The 20128-nt window shown below is 72.1% G+C and carries 18 protein-coding genes; 14 read left to right on the plus strand and 4 right to left on the minus strand.

The window, feature by feature from the left end:
- The first annotated feature begins 13 nt into the window (after nucleotides 1–13).
- On the plus strand, nucleotides 14–295 hold the full coding sequence (locus tag ACIHCM_RS28785; RefSeq protein ID WP_399901855.1) for a hypothetical protein: 282 nt from the start codon (nucleotides 14–16) through the stop codon (nucleotides 293–295).
- A 54-nt stretch (nucleotides 296–349) separates the two neighbouring features.
- Nucleotides 350–874 carry a hypothetical protein gene (locus ACIHCM_RS28790; RefSeq protein WP_399901858.1) on the plus strand — a complete coding sequence of 175 codons (525 nt, stop codon included), beginning with the start codon at nucleotides 350–352 and terminating at the stop codon, nucleotides 872–874.
- Here the strand turns inward: ACIHCM_RS28790 and ACIHCM_RS28795 are convergent.
- Complete coding sequence (locus ACIHCM_RS28795) at nucleotides 871–2226, minus strand: M14 family metallopeptidase (protein ID WP_399901860.1); 1356 nt, start codon at nucleotides 2224–2226, stop codon at nucleotides 871–873. The genes ACIHCM_RS28790 and ACIHCM_RS28795 overlap by 4 nt on opposite strands.
- A gap of 349 nt (nucleotides 2227–2575) precedes the next feature.
- Here ACIHCM_RS28795 and ACIHCM_RS28800 point away from each other — a divergent pair, with 349 nt between their 5' ends.
- From ACIHCM_RS28800 to ACIHCM_RS28815, 4 genes are all read left to right on the plus strand, one after another.
- Nucleotides 2576–4903, plus strand: a complete 2328-nt coding sequence (locus ACIHCM_RS28800) for an ATP-binding protein (RefSeq protein WP_399902121.1) — start codon at nucleotides 2576–2578, stop codon at nucleotides 4901–4903.
- Nucleotides 4904–5270: 367 nt separating this feature from the next.
- Nucleotides 5271–6179 carry an anti-sigma factor RsbA family regulatory protein gene (locus ACIHCM_RS28805; protein WP_399901863.1) on the plus strand — a complete coding sequence of 303 codons (909 nt, stop codon included), beginning with the start codon at nucleotides 5271–5273 and terminating at the stop codon, nucleotides 6177–6179.
- A 172-nt stretch (nucleotides 6180–6351) separates the two neighbouring features.
- Entirely contained in the window at nucleotides 6352–6762 is a 411-nt protein-coding gene (locus ACIHCM_RS28810) for an ATP-binding protein (RefSeq protein ID WP_399901866.1), read from the plus strand.
- Between the two features lie 123 nt (nucleotides 6763–6885).
- On the plus strand, nucleotides 6886–8214 hold the full coding sequence (locus ACIHCM_RS28815) for an Nramp family divalent metal transporter (RefSeq protein ID WP_399901869.1): 1329 nt from the start codon (nucleotides 6886–6888) through the stop codon (nucleotides 8212–8214).
- A gap of 30 nt (nucleotides 8215–8244) precedes the next feature.
- On the opposite strand, the gene ACIHCM_RS28820 is transcribed toward ACIHCM_RS28815, so the two are convergent.
- Together ACIHCM_RS28820 and ACIHCM_RS28825 are read right to left on the minus strand one after the other, a co-directional pair.
- A complete protein-coding gene (locus ACIHCM_RS28820) occupies nucleotides 8245–9522 on the minus strand; it encodes a hypothetical protein (RefSeq protein WP_399901872.1) in 1278 nt (425 codons plus the stop codon).
- A gap of 74 nt (nucleotides 9523–9596) precedes the next feature.
- On the minus strand, nucleotides 9597–10100 hold the full coding sequence (locus ACIHCM_RS28825) for a SigE family RNA polymerase sigma factor (protein ID WP_399901874.1): 504 nt from the start codon (nucleotides 10098–10100) through the stop codon (nucleotides 9597–9599).
- 249 nt (nucleotides 10101–10349) lie between these two features.
- Here ACIHCM_RS28825 and ACIHCM_RS28830 point away from each other — a divergent pair, with 249 nt between their 5' ends.
- Entirely contained in the window at nucleotides 10350–11243 is an 894-nt protein-coding gene (locus ACIHCM_RS28830; RefSeq protein WP_399901877.1) for an MFS transporter, read from the plus strand.
- A gap of 68 nt (nucleotides 11244–11311) precedes the next feature.
- On the opposite strand, the gene ACIHCM_RS28835 is transcribed toward ACIHCM_RS28830, so the two are convergent.
- A complete protein-coding gene (locus ACIHCM_RS28835; protein ID WP_399901880.1) occupies nucleotides 11312–13045 on the minus strand; it encodes a chitinase in 1734 nt (577 codons plus the stop codon).
- A gap of 249 nt (nucleotides 13046–13294) precedes the next feature.
- On the opposite strand from ACIHCM_RS28835, the gene ACIHCM_RS28840 reads away from it, so the two are divergent.
- The 7 genes from ACIHCM_RS28840 (at nucleotide 13295) to ACIHCM_RS28870 (ending at nucleotide 20107) form a co-directional block, all read left to right on the plus strand.
- Nucleotides 13295–14143 carry a hypothetical protein gene (locus ACIHCM_RS28840; RefSeq protein WP_399901883.1) on the plus strand — a complete coding sequence of 283 codons (849 nt, stop codon included), beginning with the start codon at nucleotides 13295–13297 and terminating at the stop codon, nucleotides 14141–14143.
- A 60-nt stretch (nucleotides 14144–14203) separates the two neighbouring features.
- Complete coding sequence (cpaB, locus tag ACIHCM_RS28845; protein WP_399901886.1) at nucleotides 14204–14911, plus strand: Flp pilus assembly protein CpaB; 708 nt, start codon at nucleotides 14204–14206, stop codon at nucleotides 14909–14911.
- Between the two features lie 7 nt (nucleotides 14912–14918).
- Complete coding sequence (locus ACIHCM_RS28850; RefSeq protein ID WP_399901889.1) at nucleotides 14919–16166, plus strand: CpaE family protein; 1248 nt, start codon at nucleotides 14919–14921, stop codon at nucleotides 16164–16166.
- A gap of 890 nt (nucleotides 16167–17056) precedes the next feature.
- The gene (locus ACIHCM_RS28855; RefSeq protein ID WP_399901892.1) at nucleotides 17057–17437 is read left to right on the plus strand and encodes a TadE/TadG family type IV pilus assembly protein; all 381 of its coding nucleotides are present in this window, start codon (nucleotides 17057–17059) and stop codon (nucleotides 17435–17437) included.
- Between the two features lies 1 nt (nucleotide 17438).
- Nucleotides 17439–17795: a TadE family protein gene (locus ACIHCM_RS28860; protein ID WP_399901895.1), complete on the plus strand. Its 357-nt coding sequence runs from the start codon at nucleotides 17439–17441 to the stop codon at nucleotides 17793–17795.
- A 16-nt stretch (nucleotides 17796–17811) separates the two neighbouring features.
- A complete protein-coding gene (locus ACIHCM_RS28865; protein ID WP_399901898.1) occupies nucleotides 17812–19149 on the plus strand; it encodes a CpaF family protein in 1338 nt (445 codons plus the stop codon).
- A gap of 13 nt (nucleotides 19150–19162) precedes the next feature.
- Nucleotides 19163–20107: a type II secretion system F family protein gene (locus ACIHCM_RS28870; protein ID WP_399901901.1), complete on the plus strand. Its 945-nt coding sequence runs from the start codon at nucleotides 19163–19165 to the stop codon at nucleotides 20105–20107.
- Nucleotides 20108–20128 lie beyond the last annotated feature (21 nt).

The raw sequence follows: 20128 nt of genomic DNA on the forward strand, positions 1-20128 counted from the left end.
GCACCTGCGCGGCGTGACGGCCGCCCAGCGGGCCGGGTCCGAGGCGAAGCGGCCGCCCAGCGCGCCGAACTCGCGGCCCTCGACGGTCGCGCAGGAACTCGGGGCCCGGCTGAAACCGGCGTTCGTCCTGGACGCCTTCGCCGGCACCGTGCCGCTGTGCCGGGTCCACCCCGAGCAGATCGAGGAGATCCGTGCGTGGGGCCGGGAGCGGGCGGTACCGGCCGGTCGCGCCGTGACGACCGCGGGGGCGGGCGCCGCCACGCCGTCGCGGCGGATCGTCTTCAGGGACGAGTGACCTCATTCGCCCCCGGCGCCCCACGGCACAGGGATGTCCGCCATACTGCCCGCTGTGGAGCAGCGCATAGGTACGAGCAGTCAGCCCCTGGACGCCGGGATGAACCCGGCCCACATCCCCGGGCTCACCGGCCCGGACAAGGCCGCCGAGCCCGAGCCCGAGGACGCCGCGCCGGTCGGCGAGGAGGCCGGCGAGGAGGCCTCCGCTCCGGTGGAGCCCGAGGCGGAGGCCGAGGAGGCGGACGCCGGGCAGTCCGGCGGCCCCGTGTTCGAGGCCGCCGACCGCCGGGCCCGCATCGTCGCCGACGCCAAGGGCGTACGCCTCAGCCTCGACGACGAGAGCTGCGAGTTCCGCTGGGACGAGATCGGTGCGATCGAGACGGAGTCGCCGCGCTTCGGCAAGCGGTTCACGGTGACCGTGCACACGCCGGAGCGCCGCTGGTACCCGATCGAGATCGAGGCCGAGTCGAAGTCCCGTCACAAGGAGTGGGACGAGCAGCTGGACGCCGTCCTGGACGCGTACTTCGAGGCCGACGGCGACGACGACGCGGCCCAGGACGACGGGGAACCGCGCGACTAGCTGCAGTACTGGGCTTCCTTTCCGATCGACCGGTACATGCAGTCGGCGTTCTCCAGCAGTTGCAGCACCGCGTCCCGGTTCCGTGAGGTCTCCCGCTCGATCACCTCGTCGGGCGGGTAGAACCCACCTCCGGAGAAGCCTCGCGGATACATCTCGAACGTGTACCCGAAGATCTTCTGCGAGCCCCACAGCCAGTCGTCGATCGACCCGTCCGTGATGTACAGATCGCTGGACTGCTCAGGTGTGTAGCCGTTGCTCGCGGCCATCTTCTGCCCCACGGTGGCGAACGCGTTCCGGTCGTCCGCCGTCATCCCGGTGGTGGTGTCGGAGTAGGTGTACCCGAACGGCCAGAGCACCAGTTCGCTGTAGGTGTGGAAGTCGATCCCGGCCTTGATCTGCTGCTTGCCGCCCACGACGCGGCTGCGCACGAAGTCGGCGACGACCTTCACCTCGGGCGCCGACTCCGGCGCACGGCCGCGGTAGGTGTCGGAGGACGGCGAGCCGGACGACCCACCGCAGCAACCCCACCGGTAGTTCCAGTTCCGGTTCAGGTCCGTACCGACGGCCGACGAACCGGAGTTGGGCTGCCGGTTCTTGCGCCACGACCGGTACGAGCCGGTGGCGATGTCGTACTCGCCGCCGTCCGGGTTGAGGTCGGGCACGATCCAGATCTCCCGGCTGTTCACCAGGTTCGTGACGCGGGAGTCCGTGCCGTAGTCGGTCGTCAGCTCCCGCAGCAGGTACAGCGCCATCTCGACGGTGAGGTGCTCGCGGGCGTGCTGGTGGTGGGTGAAGAGCACCTCGGGCTCGGCCTCGTCCGTGCCGACGTTGTCGCTGATCTTGACGGCGACGATGTTCCTGCCCTGGTACGAGGTGCCGATCACCCGCTGGCTGACGAGGCCCGGGTAGGCCGCGACGGCCGAGTTGATCTCGCTCGTCATCTCCGCGTGGTTGTGGTAGCGGGAGTCGGCGGAGGGGAAGTCGAAGAGCCGGACGTCGTCCTCGCCGGCCGAGCGGTCGGGGGCGGCGCCGAGCGGGGTGATCTCGTAGCCGAGCGAGCGTAGCTTCCTGATCTGGTCCGCGCGGCCGGAGACGAAGACGGTGTGGTCGTCGGCGTCGTCCACGGTGACGCCCGCCCGCTGGATCGCGGTGCGGTCCTCGGGGGTCGAGTGGGTGTGGATCTCGTACTGGCGGATGTCGTCCGCCGAGGCCGCCGCCCTGCCCGCGCTGTCGGCGGTGGCGTCGGACGCCGTCGCCGAGAGCGGGGCCGCGAGGGCGAGGGCCAGCAGGGTGGCGAGCGCGGCGGTGCGTCTGCCGCCTCGGACGCCCGAGCCGCGGATGCGAAGTCGCATGAAGTCTCCTTGGGTCTCCAGGAATTCCGGGGTCTTCCGGAAGTGGGGAGTGGAGTTGTGGGGGTGGTTCTTCCGTGCGACGTACGACGTTCTGGTGCGGGTGTGGCGCTCATGGTGCGGGCATGGCATGACCAGGTCAAGAAGGGTTTCCGAACTGGCCGCCGAAACCGGCGGAAAACGGCCGCGGCGGACGCCGGGCGAGGGCCGCGCAGTGTACGCGGGCCGCCCCCGCCGGAATGGGTCCCCGGCAAATTCCACCCGCCGGTGTGAGCGGCGCGTGCATATATGTACACGGCGAGGAAGAGTGAGGCTCGCGCACACGACCCCACCCTCCAAGGACTGGCTGATCATGGGCGGATCAGCGCCACGACGGGACTGCCGACCGGCGGTGGAGACGACCAGCTTCGTCGACCGGCGGGCCGAACTCGCCGAAGGCCGCGAACTGCTGGCACGAGCCCGTCTGGTCACGCTCACCGGACCCGGGGGCGTCGGCAAGACCCGGCTCGCCGGACGCATCGCGGCCCGCGTGGCCCGCGCCTTCCCCGACGGCGTGCACGTCGTCCACCTCTCCGGCCTGCACGACCCGGCGCTCGTGGCGCTGGCAGCCGCGGACGCCCTCGGCCTGCACGACCACTCCGCCCAGCCACCGCTGGACGCGCTGGTGACCCAGGTACGGGACCGCAGGCTGCTGCTCCTCATCGACAACTGCGAGCATCTGCTGGGCGCCTGCGCGGAGTTGGCCGCGGCGCTGCTGCACGGCACTGCCGGTGTACGGGTCCTCGCCACCAGCCGGCACCGGCTGGGGCTCACCGAGGAGCACCTCCTGGAAGTACGGCCGCTGCCCGTGCCCGACCCGGACGGTGACCCGTCCGGTGCCGAACCAGGACCGGCGCTCGCCCTGTTCGCCGACCGAGCCGCCGCCGTCGTCCCCGGCTTCCGCCTCACCCCCGCGAACAGGTCCGCGGTGGCCCGCCTGTGCCGGCGCCTCGACGGACTGCCGCTCGCCATCGAACTCGCCGCCGTGCGGATGCGCGTGCTCTCGGTCGAGCAGCTCCTGGAACGCCTCGACGACCGCTACCGCCTGCTGTCCGCGGGCAGCCCCGCCGTCCCGCCCCGGCACCGGACACTGCGGGCGGCCGTCGACTGGAGCCACGACCTGTGCACCGGGCCGGAACAACTGGTGTGGGCACGCCTGTCGGTGCTCGCCGGAAGTTTCGACCTGGAGACGGCGGAGGCGGTGTGCGCGGACGGTGCGCGGATCCGGGCGTACGACGTCATGGAGGCCGTGGCCGGCCTGGTCGACAAGTCCGTACTGTGCCGTGAGCCCGGCCCCGACGGCGTGCGCTACCGCCTCCTCGACACCCTGTGCCACTACGGCCTGGAACGGCTGCGGGAACAGGCCGGCGAGGAACTCGCCACGCGGCGCAGGCAGCGGGACTGGATGCAGCAGCGGGCCGCCGCTTGCGAGGAGGCCTGGTTCGGCCCGGGCCAGCGCGAGATCGTGGCCCGCCTCCACGCCGACCAGGACAATCTGCGAGCCGCCCTCGCCTTCGGCCTGAACGAGCCCACCACCCCCGACGGCGTCCTCGCCACCCTGCGGCTGGCCGGCACCCTCTGGTTCTACTGGCATGCCTGTGGTGCGCCGCGGGAGGGCCGGTACTGGCTCGACCGGGCGCTCGAAGCCGGCCCCGAGCCCACACCCGAACGCGCCCGTGCCCTGTGGGTCGCCGGGCTCCTCGCCGGCTGCCCCGAGGACCTCACCCGGGGCCGCCGGCGTGCGCAGGAGGCGCGGACGCTGGCCCGGCGGCTCGGAGACGAGGCGGAGGCGGCACACGCCGAGTACGTGATCGGCGTGATCCTGCTGTTCAGCGACGATCTGCGGGCCGCCCTCGCCCACTTCCGCGCCGGAGTCGCGCGCGGCCCTGTCCCCGGCCAGCACCTCAGCCTCGTCGGCCTCGACCGCGTCGAACTCGCGTGCGCGCTGGGGTTCCTGGGCGAGGCCGACCAGGCCATCGCGGTCTGCGAGGAGACCCGGCGGATGTGCGAGCGGCACGGCGAGGAATGGGTGCTGTCGTATGTGCACCGCATGCTCGCCCTCGCCCACACCGTGAAGAAGGACCGCCGCCGGGCCGAACGGCACGCCCGCGAGGCCCTGCGGCTCAAACTCGCCGTCAACGACGTCACCGGCATCGGCCTCACGCTCGATCTGCTGGCCCAGATCGCGGGCCAGGGCGGTGCCCACGACCGCGCGGCCGTGCTGCTCGGCGGCGCCGACCGGGTCTGGGCCGACGTCGACCGTGACCGGTGGGGCTCCGCGGCCCTCGGCACCACCCGGCGCGGTACCGAGACCCGGTGCCGCGAAGCCCTCGGCACGGCCGCCTACGAGCGGTCCTACGAGCAGGGCGCCGCCCTTCGCCTCACCGGCATCGTGGGCTACGCCCTGGACGAGCAACGCCGCGAACCGCACGGCCCCGAACGCGCGCATCCCGGCGTCCGGCTCACCCGCCGCGAGACGCAGGTCGCCGAACTGGTCGCCGAGGGGCTGGCCAACCAGCAGATCGCCGACCGCCTGGTGATCGCCCGCCGCACCGCCGAGGGGCACGTCGAACGCATCCTCAGCAAGCTCGGCTTCAGCAACCGCAGCCAGATCGCCGCCTGGATCACCGCCCGCCGCTGACCGCACCACCGCCTCCCCGGCACCACCTCACGGCTACGCCGGGCAACCGCACTTCCCGCAGCACCGGCTACACCGCACCGCAGCACCGGACACGCCGCTTGACCGCACCACCCCGCAGCACCCGCACCAACGCCTCACCGCTTCACCGCTTCACCCACGCTCCGCACCACCGCTGTACCTGGCCACCGCGAAACCCACGCGACCAGTACTCGCCCCACCGCCCACCGCCCGACCGGCCGTTCGCAACACAGCGACACACCCCCGAATCGCCCACCCACCGGGGAACCCCGCGCCGACCACCCCCGGCAGGACCCCGGCCGGCCCCCGCCAGACAACCGCCCCACCCACCACCACCGACAGGAACCCCATGTCCACCCCACCGGCACTTGCCCAAGGCACCTTCGATCACCGCATGGCCGTCTTCTCCACCGACGAGGAGTTCGTCGCCGCCGCCCTGCCCTTCCTCGCCGAGGGGCTGGCCGCCCCCGACGAGCCCCCGCCCGTCGCCATCGCCGCCCCCGGCAGGCTCGACCTGCTCCGTGACGCCCTCGGCGGTGACGCCCGGAACGTCGGATTCGTGCCGCACACCGAGTGGTACACCGGTTCGGCCGCCAACGCCGTGGCGCAGGGCGCCGGTTACCTGGCCGCGCACGCCGGCCCCCAGGGCCGTATCCACCTGCTGATGGAACCCGACTGGGGCGGACGTGCCGGGCGCTCCGTGCGCGAGAGCAGCGAGTGGATCCGCTACGAGGCCTTCGCCAACCTCCTGTTCGCCCCGCTCGCGACCACCGCCCTGTGTGCCTACGACACCCGCACCGCGGGCCCGGCCGTGATCGCCGCCGCCCGCCGTACCCACCCCCGCACCGGCGTCTACGAGGACCCGCTGCGGATCGCCGCCGAGCTGGACGCCGTACCGCTGTCGCCGGTCCCGCGTGACGCACGGCCGCTGCCCGCGCCCGAACCGCGTGCCGTGCGCACCTGGGCCACCGGGCAAGGCCTGCCCGTGGCCGACGCGGAACTGTTCGCCGCGGCCGTGTCCGAGGCGGCGGAGCCGCTCGACCCCGTCAGCCAGGTCCTGCTGTGGGGCGAGGCCCCCGGCTGCGTCTGTGAGCTGCGCTCGCCGCGCCGCGTCGACGACCCGCTGGCCGGCTTCGTACCGCCGCCCGCCGTCGAACCGGCGTCCGGGCAGGGGCTGTGGTTCGCACGGCAGGTGTGCGCCTACGTCGACGTACGCGACGACGAGGCGGGCGCGGTCGTACGCCTGCAGTACGCGTAGCCCGATCCGTATGCGCACCCCCAGGCAGGTATGGAATCAGGTAGTCCTCCCCGTGTGCCCGGGACCCGGCACGCAGCACTGTGAAGCCATGCTGGAACTCTCCGGGGCTGGCCGCCCGGACCCTGACCCCCGGTACGGCGCCTATCCTCAACCACCCATAGGAGCGGGCCATGTGAGCGTCGCGTACGACCCGCGTCCGTCCGCCGTCCGGGAGGCGCGCGCGGAGGTGCGCCGGCAGCTGGAATGCTGGGGGCTGGCCGAGCCGGACGGCGTCGGCGGCGACCTGGTCGCCACCGCCCAGCTGCTGGTGAGCGAGCTGGCCACCAACGCCCTGGTGCACGCCGCGAGCCACTTCCGGCTCACGCTGTCCGCCGCCCACGGCGTCCTGCGCTGCGAGGTCTCCGACGGCGGCCGGCGGGTCCCGCAGGTGCTCGACGCGGGCACCTCCGAGAGCGGCCGGGGGATGTTCCTGGTGGAGGCGCTCGCCCGGCGCTGGGGCTGCCACCAGGACGGCCCGGGCAAGACCGTCTGGTTCGAGCTCGGCACCTGCGCGTGCGGCGGCTGCGGCCGGCGGCAGTCGTAGCGTGCCGGTCCCAGCCTCCCGGCGGCGCGCCAGGCCGCCGGGAGGCCCGCTCCTCGAACACATCGGGTGAAGATCCCGCACGCCCTCTTGTCCACCGACCGTCCATGGGCTTTCTTGACCTGCATGGCGGACACCACGGGAAACACCAGTGAAGCAGGGGCCGCAACCGACGCGAACTCCAACTCGGCTCCGCGTAAATCCAGTTGGAAGTACATCGGTCCCGGAATCGTCGTCGCCGCGACCGGTGTGGGGGCCGGCGACCTGGTCGCGACGCTGATCGCGGGCAGCAACTTCGGCTACACGCTCCTGTGGGCGGCGATCATCGGCTGCCTGGTGAAGATCTCCCTCGCGGAGGCGGCCGGCCGCTGGCATCTGTCGACCGGCCGCACGCTGTTCGACGGCTGGGCCGGCCTGGGCCGCTGGACCACGTACTTCTTCGTCGTGTACGTCGTGATCTGGGGCTTCGTCTACGGTGCGGCGGCCATGTCGTCGAGCGCGCTGCCCTTGCAGGCGCTGTTCCCGGACGTGATGGACCTGAAGTGGTGGGGGATCGCCTGCGGCCTGGTGGGCCTCGTCTTCGTCTGGTTCAACAAGTACGCCGTCTTCGAGAAGGTCATGACGGTCCTGGTCGGCGTCATGTTCGTGGTGACGGTGTACCTGGCGATCCGGGTCACGCCGAACCTGGGGGACGCCTTCGCCGGCCTGCTGCCCGTCCTGCCCGACGAGAAGGACTCGGTCCTCAACACCCTCGGCCTGATCGGCGGTGTCGGCGGCACCATCACGCTGGCCGCATACGGGTACTGGGTCAACGCCAAGGGCTGGACCAACACCGGCTGGATGAAGGTCATGCGCCTGGACAACCGGGTCGCCTACGCCACCACCGGTGTCTTCGTCATCGCGATGCTCTTCGTCGGCGCCGAGCTGCTGCACGCCCGCAACATCGCCATCGAGGGCGGCGACAAGGGACTCGTCCAGCTGAGCGACATCCTGGCGGCCGAATACGGCACGGTGACCGCGAAGTTCTTCCTGATCGGCTTCTTCGCCACCTCCTTCACCTCCCTGATCGGCGTCTGGCACGGCGTGAGCCTGATGTTCGCGGACTTCGTGGCGCGCTACCGGAAGCGGGCGCAGACCAAGGGCGAGGAGATCGCCTCGGGCGAGCGGGAACGGTCCTGGCCGTTCCGCGCGTACCTGCTCTGGCTGACCTTCCCGCCCATGGTGCTGCTCTTCGAGGGCCAGCCGTTCCGGCTGGTCATCATCTACGGCGTGCTCGGCGCGGCGTTCCTGCCGTTCCTCGCCGGCACGCTGATCTGGCTGCTCAACAGCGACCGCACGCCCCGGGAATGGCGCAACGGCTGGGTCAGCAACGGGATGCTGACGATCGCAGGCCTGCTCTTCCTGGTGCTGTGCGTGAAGCAGATCTGGGACCAGCCGTGGGCGGACTTCTTCTAGTGCCTGTCCGGCAGGCCCTGGCTGCCACCCTCACTTCAGCAGGGCGGGCCACTCGGGGGCGAGGGCGATGCCTCGAAGCTGCCCGATGGTCAGGGCGGGGGCTTCGCGGGTCGCCGGTGTCTGCTGGGAGCCGGAGTTGAAGGCGCTGATCACCACGCGCAGGCCGTCCGTGCGCAGGGTGTCCACGGTCCACATGACGACGCCCGCGCCGCCCTTCTCGCCGGGCACCTGCCGGTCGGTCACCAGTGTGCCGTCCGGCAGGGTCTCGGCCTCGCCGAACAGCTCGCCGGCGACGTCGGCCATGCCGGGCTGCACATTGATCTGCACGAGGCTCTGCCCCTTGCCGTCGTCGACGACCACGTAGCCGAAGTCGCCCGCGCCGCCCCTGCCCACCACCTTCGCGTCCGCGGGGAGCAGCGTCGCCAGCGTGTCCACGGCCGAGCCGGAGAACGTCGGCTGCGGGGCGGCGGGTCGGCCGTCCTGCCCCTGCCCCTGCCTCTTCGCTTCGTCGGGGGTGGCGGGGACGAGGGCCCGCCACTCCGCGGCCGTTGCGACCTTCTTCAACTGCGACAGGGAAAGCGGCGGTTCGGCCCGTGTGATCGGCGCGTCCTTCTCCGCCTCGGCGTTCCACTCGCTGACGCCGACGTGCTCGCCCTCGGGGGTGACGAGTTCGGCACGCCACAGCTTGGTGTCCACCCGGCGGTCCGGATACTCGTACCCCTGGAACAGCATCAGCACCGAGCCGTCGGACAGCCTGCTGGTGGTGCAACTGTCGTGCGGGACATAGACCTTGTCCGGGCAGGTGATGGCCTCGCGGGCCACCTGGCTGCCCGGTTCGACCCGGTTCAGTGCGACACTGATCGCGCCGCCGCCCTCGCCGTCGTCGTGGACCAGCCGCACGGACGGCATCGGGAGATCGCCCCCGCCGCCCCAGGCCTCCGCGCCGCTGACCTTCCCCTCGGGAAGCAGCCGCTCCAACGTGGCGATCAGGCGCTCGCCGGAGACGGGCTGCGGGGCGATCGAGGTGGCGGGCGGCGGAGTCGTACGCCTGGCTGCGGCGGGCTGCCGTTCCCGGGTGTCCTGGCCGCTTCCGCCGCCCGGCAGGACCAGCGCCCCCGTGACGCCCACCAGGGCGATGCCCGCGGCGCCACCGGCCACCGCGGCCCGGCGGCGCAGCCGCAGTCGGCGCCCGCGGGCCTGGCCTGCGGCGATCAGGGCGGGGCGGTCGGTGCCGAAGGTGTCCCCGGTCTGCCGCAGCGCGGTGCCGAGGCGGTGCTCGAAGGGGTCGTCCCGGTGGTCTGTGGGCATGGCGGATCACCGTCTCCTTGAGGGTGGTGGAAAGAAGATGGGGGGTGGGCGGGTGTGCGGGGTGGGACCGGTGGTCAGGTGGCCGCGTACTCGGCGAGCTCTTCGCCGAGCAGCTCGCGGAGCCGGGCGAGGGCGCGGGAGCAGCGGGTCCGTACGGCGGCCGAGCTGGTGTTCATGGCGTCGGCGGTCTCCTCGACGCTGCGGTCCTCCCAGTAGCGCAGCACGACGACGGCCCGGTCCTTGACGGGCAGCCGCGCGAGCGCGTCCAGCAGCGTCACCCGGAGGGTGGCGTCGCCACCGGAGACGGCCTCTTCGGGGAGTACGTCGGTGGCGCGCTCGGTGCTGCTGCGCCGCCGCCTCTGGGCGAGGAAGGTGCGGGTGAGGACGGTCTGCGCGTACGCCGCGGGATTGTCGACCCGGGAGACGCGCCCCCATCTCAGGTACAGCCGCCCGAGGGTCTCCTGCACGAGGTCCTCGGCGAGATGGGTGTCGCCGGCGGTGAGCAGGCAGGCGGCCCGGTAGAGGTGCCCCGCGCGCGCCGCGGCGAACTCCGCGTACTCGTCCCCGCGGACCTGCATGGCCGTCTCCCCCCGTCGTAGGCGCCGGCACCGCACGAATGCCGTCACCTCATTGATGCGGTGGGCCCGGGGAAATGTTTCACGCCCTTCGCAAGGCCTGCGTCCTGGGGCGTGCCGAAACCGTTGACAGGGCGCAGGCCAGACGAACAACTGCCGCCCCGCCGGACCTTGTCGGAGTGCTTCACCCCCGCCTCGCCCCACCGCCGTAACAGAAGCCCCACCGCCGTGGCAGAAAGTGAGTGTCGACCCGTGGCATCGACCCCGCCCCCTCCCGATCGCTCCTTCCGGACCGTCGGGGTGGTCATCGCCCTGTGCTGGCTGGCCGTTTTCTTCGACGGCATGGACGTCAACATCTACGGCGCGACCATGCCGCACCTGCTCGCCGACGAGAGCCTCGGCTTCAGCACCGCGCTCGCCGGGACCATCGGCAGCTGGACCACGTTCGGCATGCTGATCGGCGCGCTGGCCGCGGGCTCGCTCACCGACTGGCTGGGCCGCAAACCGCTGGTGACGGCGAGCGTGGTGCTCTTCTCGCTGGGCTCCGCCCTGTGCGCGCTCGCGCCGGGCGCGGCGGTCTTCGGAGCGGGCCGTTTCGTCTCCGGCCTCGGGCTCGGCGGCCTCATGCCGATCGGCCTGGCGATCGTCGCGGAGTTCGCGCCGCCCCGCCGGGCGGCCCTGGCGACCGGCCTGATGATGACCTCGTATCACGCGGGCGGCATGGCGGACCGGTTCGGCCCGGTGAAGGTCTCGGCGCTGTGGTTCCTCCTCACGGCCTGCGGCACATTCCTCCTCCGGACCGAACTACCGCTCGGCGCCGCGTACGCCGTCGTCTTCGTCACCGGCATCTGGCTGTTCAGCGCGCAGGTCATGGTCTACGCCGCCACGTCCCGCGTCTACGCCCCGAGCGAGCGTGCCACCGGCCTCGGCTGGGTCACCGGCATCGGTCGCACCGGCGCGGTGGTCGGCCCCACGGTGGGCGGCGTGGTCCTGGCGGGCGGCAACGCGGGCCTCGGCTTCACGACGTTCGCGCTGACGGCGGTGCTGGGGGCGGCGGCGATCTCCCTGGTCCCTCTGGCGAGGCCCGGCCACCGCGACACGATCCCACCACCCCTGACAGCGGCCGGCCGGCCGTCCCGGACCTGATACCGGCAAAGGCCGGCGCCGTCCGTGTCGCGGGGACACGGACGGCGCCATCCGTCCGGGGCCAGGAGTTAGGGCAGTGCGTCCACGTGCGGGCCCACCGTGTTCGACCAGGCGTTGCCGCTCGTCGCGTCCCAGTTGGTCGACCATGTCATCGCGCCGCGCAGGGCCGGGTACGTCCGCGGAGGCCTGAAGGAGCCGCAGTTCGTCGCGCGGGTCAGGCAGTCCAGGGCGTTGTTGACCACCGTCGGTGAGACATAGCCGCCGCCCGCCGCCCGCGTCGACGCCGGGAGGCCGAGGCCGACCTGGGACGGGGCGAGGCCGTTCTCCAGCTGGATGCAGGCCAGGGCCGTCAGGAAGTCCACCGAACCCTGGCTGTAGACCTTGCCGTCGCAGCCGAGCATCGAACCGCTGTTGTAGTACTGCATGTTGACGACGGTGAGGATGTCCTTCACGTTCAGCGCCGTCTGGAAGTAGGAGTTCGACGGCGACTGCATGTCGATCGTCTGCGGGGCCATCGTGAGGACCATCGAGGGCCCCGCCTTCGCGGACAGCGAGCGCAGTGCCTGCGTCATGTATGTCGCGTTGAGGCCGTTCTCCAGGTCGATGTCGACGCCGTCGAAGCCGTACGTCTGCATCAGTGAGTACACCGAGTCGGCGAAGTTCGCCGCCGAGGCGGAGTCGTTGACCGCGACCCGGCCCAGCTCACCGCCCACCGAGATGACGACCTTCTTCCCGGCGGCCTGCTTCGCCCGGAGGTCGGCCTTGAACTGGTCCACGGTGTAGCCGCCCAGGCCCGCCGAGTCCAGGTTGAAGGTGACGGCCCCCGGCGTCGCCGTCGCGTCCGCGAACGCCACCGCGATGATGTCGTAGTGGCCCGGCACGTCCGACAGCCGCTGCACGGTGGCGCCGTTGTTGAAGTTCTGCCAGTAGCCCGTCACCGCGTGCCGCGGGACGCCGGAGCCGCCGTCACCCGTGGGCGCCGTCGTGCCCGTCACCGTCGCCGACCTGGGCGACTCACCCGCCGCGTTGGCCGCCGTGACCTGGAAGGTGTACGACGTGGAGGCCGCGAGCCCGGTCACCGTCGCCGAAGTGCCGGTCACCGCGGTCACCTTCGTGCCGTTGCGGTAGACGTGGTAGCCCGTCGCACCCGAGACCGCGTTCCAGGACAGGGAGACGGAGGACGACGTCGTACCGGCGACCGACAGGCCGGCCGGGGCGCCCGGGATCGTCGGGGCCGGGTCGCCGCCTCCGCCGCCGTCGGGGCCGAACACCGAGACGTCGTCCACGTGGTACGCGGCCTGGCCGTACCAGCCGTGCGTGTAGACGGTCACCGAGCGCGTCGAGGAGCCGGTGGTGAAGGTCGTCGACAGCTTCTTCCACGACGGCGAATCCGGCGTCCATGTCGACACGTCCGTGGTGCCCGTGCCCGTGGCACCCAGGTAGGCGTACCCGCCCTGCACCCACGCGCTCAGCGTGTACGTCGAGTTGGGCTGGACCGCCACCGACTGCGTGCAGCGTGCGTTGTCCTGCCCGGCCGGGGTCGCCTTGAGTGCGGACGAGCCGGCGTGCACCGGTGAGGAGACGGCCGTACCGCTGCCCGCCGAGCAGCTCCAGTTGGTCAGGCCCGACTCGAAGCCGGCGTTCTTGGCGTTGTTGATGTCCGCGGCGGATGCCGGGCTGATCGCCGGCACGGTGAGCGCCAGGGCGGCGATCACCGCTCCCGGCCACAAGCGGGTACGTCTGCGTGCGCGGTCCACGGGGGGCCTCCGGTGGGGGGAGTGGGGACTCGACTTCGACGCCATCAAGTTGGTCCAGACCAATTCCGCTGTCAAGGGGTCCGGCTCGCCCACTCTTTTGGGTTCGGTCGGGATGCTCCCCCTGCCCCGATTTGACGTGTCTTGTGCAATAAGAGTTGCTGCTGGGCTACGGAAACGCTGTTCTCCGGTCATGGAGGCGTGGATACAGTGCTGAGGTAGTCACGCAATGAAGTCGTTCCGGTGCACGAGAGTTGCGTCGGCGGGCCGGACCTGGGTGGGGAGCGGGGAGCTGCGGTGCCAACAGCCGTTGCCGTGACCAGCGCCGACATGGCGCTGCCGGCGCAGGACGAGCGGACCCTGCCCGCCGTCGTCCTGCGTGAGGTGGACAAGTGCCCGCTGGACCAGGCGCTGGCCGAGATGCAGGCCCTGATCGAGGCGCACGGCCATGTGATCGTGGTGTGCTCGAGGGCCGTCCCGGCGGGAGTGGAGCAGCGGCTGCACACCATCCGCTCCATCCTGGAGAGCGACCGGATCGCCCTGTTCCGGCCCGGCCTGCCCCCGTTGGGACTCGCCGTCCTGGCACGCCAGTTGAGACAGCTCGCCTCCTGCGACCTCAACCCGGGCGTCCTCGCCTCGGCCGGCCGGCTCCTCACCCACTACATCCACGCCGGCGCGGTCCTCGGCAGCGTCGCCCGGCTCGACCGCGTGCCCGTCGGACTCACGTCGCACGCGAAGTCCTGGATGCCGGGGAGCCAGTTCGGCGTCGTCGCCCATCCCGAGCCGCAGCTGGTGCGGATCGGGCCCGAAGCGGCGCTGCGGGGGCCGGAGTTCGGCACCTCGATGCTGCTCGCCCGAGGACAGCTCCAGACCGACTGGGTCACCGCCGCGCTCGCTCCGTCCTGGCGTGTGCAGGGCCTGCGCGAGGCCCGGCTGCCCGCCGAGTCCGCCGACTGGTGGGGGACCGGCAAGCTTGTCGAGTTCTGCACCTACCTGCCCGACCTGTCCGTGCTCTACCAGCTGGTCGGCTCGGTCCGCCGGAGCAGCTGCCACTGGTGCGGCATCGACGTCATCGGTGACCGCTGCGTGTTCTGCTCCGCGACCGCGCCGTCGTACGACCACCAGCTCCAGCTTCCGGCGGGGTGACCCGCCGCCCGACGAGACCCAGACCCGTTCGACCCCACCCCCAACGAGGTTGCACGCTTCATGAACTCCCGTCAGCGCCGCGGCGTCATACTCCTGCTTCTGTCCGTCCTGTGCGCCCTCGGCGCGTTCGCGGGCGTGCTCTCCGTCATCAACGACGTGCAGTCCAAGGTCGGTCCCGAGGTCACCGCGTACCGTCTGAAGGACGATGTGGCGCCCTACACCGCCCTCACCGCCGACAAGTTCGAGCAGGTCGAGATGCCCGAGCGCTGGCTGTCCGAGAACGCGGTCACCGATCTGCGGCAGCTCAGCGGCAAGATCGCTGTCACCACCCTGCGCGAGGGCTCCCTGCTGCAGAGCGACATGATCGTCGATCAGCCGGCCCTGCGGGCCGGGCAGCAGGAGGTCGCCATCATGATCGACGCGGCGACCGGAGTGGCCGGCAAGATCACGCCGGGATCCACGGTCAACGTGTACGCCACCTTCGAGGGTGAGCGAGAGGGCGCCCCCGCCCAGTCGAAGATCATCGTGACGAACGCCCAGGTGATCGACGTCGGGAAGCTGACCTCCCTCAACCCCGACAGCGACGACCGCACCCGGCGATCCACCGACGCCGTGCCCATCACCTTCGCGCTGTCCACCCTCGACGCCCAGCGCCTCACGTACGCCGAGTCGTTCGCCGAGCGCGTCCGGCTCGCCCTGGTCGCGCCCGGCAGCGACACCACCGTCCCCGACGCGGACCGCACCTACGAACTCGCGAAGGACAAGTGAGGCCCGCATGCCCACGAGGATCCTGCCGGCCGTCGGCGACGCGGACGCGGTCCGCTCGGTCACGACCCTGCTCAGCCAGCTCCCGGACGCCGAACCGGTCGCGCCCGTGGTCGACTCCACCCAGCTGATCGACACCCTCGCCCGGCTGGCCGCCGAGTCCGTCGACGAACTGCCCGAAGTCGTCGTCGTCCACGAACGCATCGGCCCGGTACCGGCCCTGGAGCTGATCCGCGAGGTGGCGCTCCGCTTCCCCGCCGTCGGCGTCGTCCTCGTCACCTCCGACACGAGCCCCGGCCTCTTCCAGGCCGCCATGGATTCCGGCGCACGCGGCCTCGTCGCGCTGCCGCTGTCGTACGAGGAACTGGCCACCCGTGTGCAGGCGGTGGCCCAGTGGTCGGTGGGCGTCCGGCGGCACCTGGGCCACGGCGGCGACGTCTTCACCGGCGTCGGCGGCACGGTCGTCACCGTGAGCGGAGCCAAGGGCGGCGTCGGGGCGACGCTCACCGCGATCCAGCTGGCGCTCGCCTCCCAGGCGTCGGGCCGCTCCACCGCGGTGGTCGACATGGACCTCCAGACCGGGGACGTCGCCTCGTACCTGGACGTGCAGTTCCGGCGCAGCGTCGCCGACCTCGCCGGCATCACGGACATCTCACCGCGGGTCCTCGCCGACGCCGTCTTCCGGCACGACACCGGCGTCGCCCTGCTGCTCGCCCCCGGCGAGGGCGAACGCGGCGAGGAGGTCACCGACCGCGCCGCCCGCCAGATCGTCAGCGCCCTGCGCTCGCGCTACGAGACCGTCGTCATCGACTGCGGCGCCCAGCTCAGCGGCGCGGGGGCCGCCGCCGTCGAGATGGCAGACACCGCCCTGCTGGTCACCACGCCGGACGTGGTCGCGGTCCGGGGCGCCAAGCGGACGGTACGGATGTGGGACCGGCTCCAGATCCGCAAGGCCGAGGAGACCACGATCGTCGTCAACCGGCACACCCGGGGCACGGAGATCCAGCCGACTCTCATCCGGAGGATCACCGGCACACCGGTCGCCGCGACGGCCGTGCCCGCCAACTTCAAGGAACTGCAGGGCGTCGTGGACGCCGGCCGCGTCCACGAGCTGGACAGCAGAAGCGCGGTGAAACAGGCCCTGTGGGGCCTCGCGGGGGAGCTCGGCCTGGCCAAGGCCCCCGCGAGCGACCGAAGGAGCGGCCGGGCACGCGGGGACCGCGGCTCGATGACCTTCCGGCGACGGAGGGACGGATGAAGCCGGCTCCCGACCTCTCGACGCCGCCACGGGCCGACGCCCTCGCCCCGGCGACACACGCGGGACGGGGACCCGACGGGGCGCGGGGGCGCGCGTTTCGGGGGTTGTCGGGCTGGGCGGTGCTGCAGGGGCGAGGGTTTCGGGGGCTGTCGCGTGGGGCGGTGTCGCAGGGGCGCGCGCTTCTGGCGGTGTTGCCGGGGGTCGGGTGGCGGGCAGTGCTGATGCAGGGGCGGGAGATTCCGGCGGTGGTACGGGGTCGTGGGCCTCGGGCGGCGTTGCGGGGTCGTGAGCGTCGGGTGGCGTTGCGGGGGCGTGGGCGTCGGGTGGCGTTGCGGGGGCGTGGGGCTGCGGCGGTGTGGCTGGGGCGTGAGAGTCGGGCGGCGTTGCGGGGGCCTGGGCCTGCGGCGGTGTGGCGGGGGCGTGAGCGTCGGGTGGCGTTGCGGGGGCCTGGGGCTGCGGCGGTGTGGCGGGGGCGTGAGCGTCGGGTGGCGTTGCGGGGGCGTGGGCGTCGGGTGGCGTTGCGGTGGCGTGGGGCTGCGGCGGTGTGGCGGGGGCGTGAGCGTCGGGGCGGGGCACAGGTCGGTGGGTCTCGTGCGGTGTTGCGGGGTCCTGGGCGGCAGACGGCGGCGCAGGTCTGTGGGGTGCGGGCGGGGGGGCCGGGCCGTGAGGTTCCGGCGGCGGCGCCGGTTCGCGGGCCCCGGGCGGTGATGGCGGGGCGCGGGCTTCCGGCGGGAAGGCAGCGCCCTGGTCTCCCGGCGGCGACGCCCGGCCGTGGGCACCCGGCGGTGCGGCCCCCTCGCGGGTTTCCCGAGGCCGGGCAGGGGTGCCGGGTCGCGGTGATGCGGGGGAGTCTCGAGGACGGTGCGGCGAGGGCGCGGAAGGCTCCCCGCGTGACGGCCCGCCGGGGGCGCGACCGGGGCCAGGTCACCATCGAGTTCCTCGGCATGACCCCGCTGATCGTCCTGACCCTGGTGCTGCTGTGGCAGTTCGTGCTCGTGGGGTACACCTACACGCTCGCGGGGAACGCTGCGGACGAGGCGGCACGGGCGGGCACGGCGGCCACGGACCGTCAGGCGGCCTGTGAGGCGGCGGGCCGGGAGCATCTGCCGTCCGCGTGGGAGGGGGGTGCCGAGGTGTCCTGCGGCGAGAGCGGCGGCCTGGTCACGGCCGACGTACGGCTCGACGTGCCGGTCCTCTTCCCCGGCTCGGTCGGCTTCCCCTTCCCCGGCGTCGTGGGCCACGCGGGGGCCGTCGTCGAGGAGACGGACTGACATGACGTACCGGCGGCACGAGCACCGCAGTGACCGGGGCCAAGTGGCCCTGGAGTACTTGGGGTTCATCCCGATCCTGGTCCTCGTCGCGATCGCCGCCGTCCAGATCGGCCTGATCGCCTACACCGCCCAGCAGGCCGGCACGGCAGCCCGCACCGGAGCGCGCAGCGCCTCCCTCGACGGGCCGTACCAGCAGGACTGCGGGAACGCCGTCAGCTCCTGGCTGGAAGCCGACTGCACGAGTGCGCACCTGGGCGACGAGGTCGAGGTGACCGCCACGATCGACATCCCGTCGATCGTCCCCGGCTGGGACTTCGGCCCGGCCCGCAAGTCCGCCACCATGCCGATGGACCACTGAGCAGGGAGTTACGGCGATGAGTCTGCGCGCACGGATCAACTCCCCCGAGGAGACCGGCAGCCGGGGCGAGGACGGGCACCTGGTCGCCTCGTACCGGGCCAAGCTCCTGGAGGAGATCGACCTCGCGGAGATGAGCTCGCTCGCGGCCGCCGAGCGCAGGGCCCGGCTGGAGCGGGTGCTCGGGCACATCATCAGCCGTGAGGGCCCGGTGCTGTCGACGGCCGAGCGCTCGCAGCTGATCCGCAGGGTGGTCGACGAGGCGCTGGGCCTCGGCATCCTGGAGCCGCTGCTCGAGGACGCGTCGATCACCGAGATCATGGTGAACGGCCCGGACGCGATCTTCGTGGAGCGCGGTGGCCGGGTGGAGCAACTGCCCCTGCGGTTCGCCTCCAACGACCAGCTCATGCAGACCATCGAGCGGATCGTCTCGACGGTCAACCGCCGGGTGGACGAGTCGAATCCGATGGTCGACGCCCGTCTCCCGTCCGGTGAGCGTGTCAACGTCATCATCCCGCCCCTGTCCCTCACCGGCGCCACGCTCACGATCCGCCGCTTCCCGCGCTCCTTCACGCTCCAGGAGCTGATCCAGTTCGGCTCGCTGGAGGAGCCGATGGTGTACCTGCTGGCGGGGCTGGTGCAGGCGCGGTTCAACATCATCGTGTCGGGCGCGACGGGCACCGGCAAGACAACCCTGCTGAACGCGCTGTCGGGCCTGATCCCCGAGAGCGAGCGGATCATCACCATCGAGGACTCGGCGGAACTCCAGCTCCAGCAGCAGCACGTGGTCCGCCTGGAGTCCCGGCCGCCGAACGTCGAGGGCCAGGGCCAGGTGACCATCCGCGACCTGGTCCGCAACTCGCTGCGCATGCGCCCCGACCGGATCGTGGTCGGTGAGGTCCGTGGCGGTGAGTCGCTGGACATGCTCCAGGCGATGTCGACCGGTCACGACGGCTCCCTGGCCACCGTCCACGCCAACAGCGCGGAGGACGCGCTGATGCGCCTGCAGACCCTGGCCTCCATGTCCGACGTCGAGGTCCCCTTCGCCGCGCTGCACGACCAGATCAACAGCGCGGTCGACGTGATCGTGCAGCTCACCCGGTTCGCCGACGGGCTGCGCCGGGTCACCGAGGTCGCGCTGCTCGACAGCCACGGCGGTGAGCCGTACCGGCTGGCCACGGTCGCCCGCTTCAACGCCCGGCCCATGACCCCCGACGGCCGCATCCACGGCGGCTTCCAGTACTTCCCGCTCACCCGCCGCACCGCCGACCGCCTCTACATGGCGAGCCAGCCCATACCGCAGGCCTTCGGCGTCGCCCAGTCCGCAGACCAGCTGGCCACCCGAGAAGCCAGGTAGGCAGGAGCCGACCATGGAACTGACGACCCTCGTCTCCCTCACCACCGGTGTCACCCTGCTGACCTGCGTCCTCGCCGTGGCCGGCCTGCACGCGTACGCCATGGGGAGGGCGCAGCGCCAGGCCCTGGTGGAGCGTCTGTCCGCCACCGGACAGGTCCAGGCCACGGGCCGCCGGCGCCGGTTCCGCGATCTGGACCGCCGCCTGCGCCGTACGCGACCGGGCCGCAAGCTGGAGCTGCGGCTGCTGTCGACGGGCCTGGACGTGACCCCGGGCGAGTTCTTCGTCGCGATGCTCGCCACGGTCGCCGGCCTGTGGCTGGTCGGACAGGCCACCCTCGCCCCCTTCTTCGGCCCGATCGCCGGGCTGCTGGGCATCTGGGCGGCCGTGCAGTTCCTCAACTGGCAACGCCAGAAACGCATCGAGAAGTTCATCAACCAACTCCCCGAACTGGCCCGCATCCTGGCCAACGCCACCCAGGCCGGTCTCGCCCTGCGCACCGCGATCGGCATGGCGGCGGAGGAGCTGGAGGCCCCGGCAGGAGAGGAACTGGCCAAGGTGGCCGACCAGCTGTCGGTGGGCGCGTCGATGGACGAGGCGCTGGGCGAGATGGCCGAGCGCCTCCCGTCGCGCGAGCTGGTGGTCCTGGTCACCACGCTCGTGCTGTCCAACCGGGCGGGCGGCCAGCTGGTCAGCGCGCTCAGAAACCTCACGGAGACGCTGGAGGAGCGCAAGGAGACCCGCCGCGAGATCCGCACCCAGCTCTCGCAGGTGAGCATGACGTCGTACGCGGTCCCGGTGATGGGCGTGGGCTCGCTGTTCCTGATGAACGGCGTCAAGGACGGCGCCCTGGACCGGATGACGGGCTCTCCCGTCGGCCAGGCCTGCGTGATCGTCGCGTTCGCGCTCTACGCCGTCGGCTTCGTCATGATCCGCCGCATGTCCCGCATCGACGTCTGAGAGTCCGGGAAAGGGAGGGCA

This window comes from Streptomyces sp. NPDC052023 (assembly GCF_044548465.1).
Classification (GTDB): domain Bacteria; phylum Actinomycetota; class Actinomycetes; order Streptomycetales; family Streptomycetaceae; genus Streptomyces.